The following is a 1,296-nucleotide window of genomic DNA, read 5'->3' as shown; positions in this document are numbered from 1 at the left end:
CCTCGCCGCCTACAGCAACCAAGACGTCCCCTTCGAACGACTCGTCGAAATCCTCAACCCCGAACGCTCCACCACACGCCACCCCCTCTTCCAGACCATGCTCTCCCTGCACAACCTGGATCAGGCGGAAGCGGCCAAGTCGCTCGGGGAGTGGCCGGGGGTCAGCGTTTCGGACCGGACCATGGGCTCCGACGCGGCCCGTTTCGACCTCGCCTTCAACCTGGGCGAACAGCACGGACCGGACGGCACCGAGGCGGGCATCGGCGGGGTACTCGAGTTCAGCGCGGATCTCTTCGACGCACGTACGGCCGAGGTGCTGTGCGAGCGCTTCGTACGCGTGCTCAGCACGGTGATCGCCGACCCCGAGATCCGTGCCGGCCAGGTTTCCCTCCTCGCCCCCGACGCACGCCGGCTGCTCCTCGAGGAGCGGAACGCCACCACCCGGTCGTTCGCGGGCGTCGCGGACGTGGTCGCCCTCTTCGAGGCGAGGGCGGAAGCGACTCCGGACGCGGTGGCGGTCGTCTTCGAGGACACCGCCGTCACCTACGCGGAACTGGACGAGCGTGCTGCCAGGCTCGCCGGCTCCCTGATCGAGCGAGGGGTCGGACCCGAGCAGTTCGTCGCCGTGGCGCTGCCCCGCTCCGTGGACCTCGTCGTCGCGCTGCTCGCCGTCCTCAAGACCGGCGGCGCCTATCTGCCGCTCGACCTGGGATACCCGGCCGACCGGGTCGCCCACATGCTGAGCACGACCCGGCCCGTCCTCACCCTGGACACGGAGACACTGCCCGCACTGCTCGGCGGTGAGCGCGCCCGGAGCGTCTCGGCGGATCCCCGTGCGGCGGCGTACGTCATCTACACCTCCGGTTCGACGGGCCGGCCCAAGGGGGTCGTCGTCTCCCGAGCCAACCTGGCGAACCTTCTGCTCGACATGGCCGAGCGCGTCGGGTTCACCCCGGAGGACCGCCTGTTGGCGGTCACCACGGTCGGCTTCGACATCGCGGGACTCGAGCTCTTCGCACCCCTGGTGTCCGGTTCCACCGTGGTCCTGGCGAGCCGGGACCTCGTCCTCGACCCGGCCGGTCTGCGGGCCGCGGTTGCCGGGCAGGGCATTTCGGTGATGCAGGCGACCCCCAGCCTCTGGCGTGCGGTGGTGGCCGACGCAGGCGAGTCGCTGCGCAATGTCCGGGTCCTGGTAGGCGGTGAGGCCCTGCCCACCGACCTCGCCACCCAACTCACCACCGCCGCAGCCTCGGTCCTCAACGTCTACGGACCCACCGAAACCACCATCTGGTCCAC

1 protein-coding gene is annotated in these 1,296 nt (G+C 70.4%); it reads left to right on the top strand.

Features of this window, described 5'->3' with window-relative positions:
* Positions 1-1,296, top strand: a 1,296-nt coding sequence (locus tag ABZ434_RS36075) for an AMP-binding protein (protein ID WP_359146345.1), incomplete at both ends; no start/stop codon positions are given.

This window comes from Streptomyces sp. NPDC005761, assembly GCF_040630635.1.
Lineage (GTDB): Bacteria > Actinomycetota > Actinomycetes > Streptomycetales > Streptomycetaceae > Streptomyces.
This window is presented reverse-complemented; position numbering and strand designations above follow the sequence as displayed.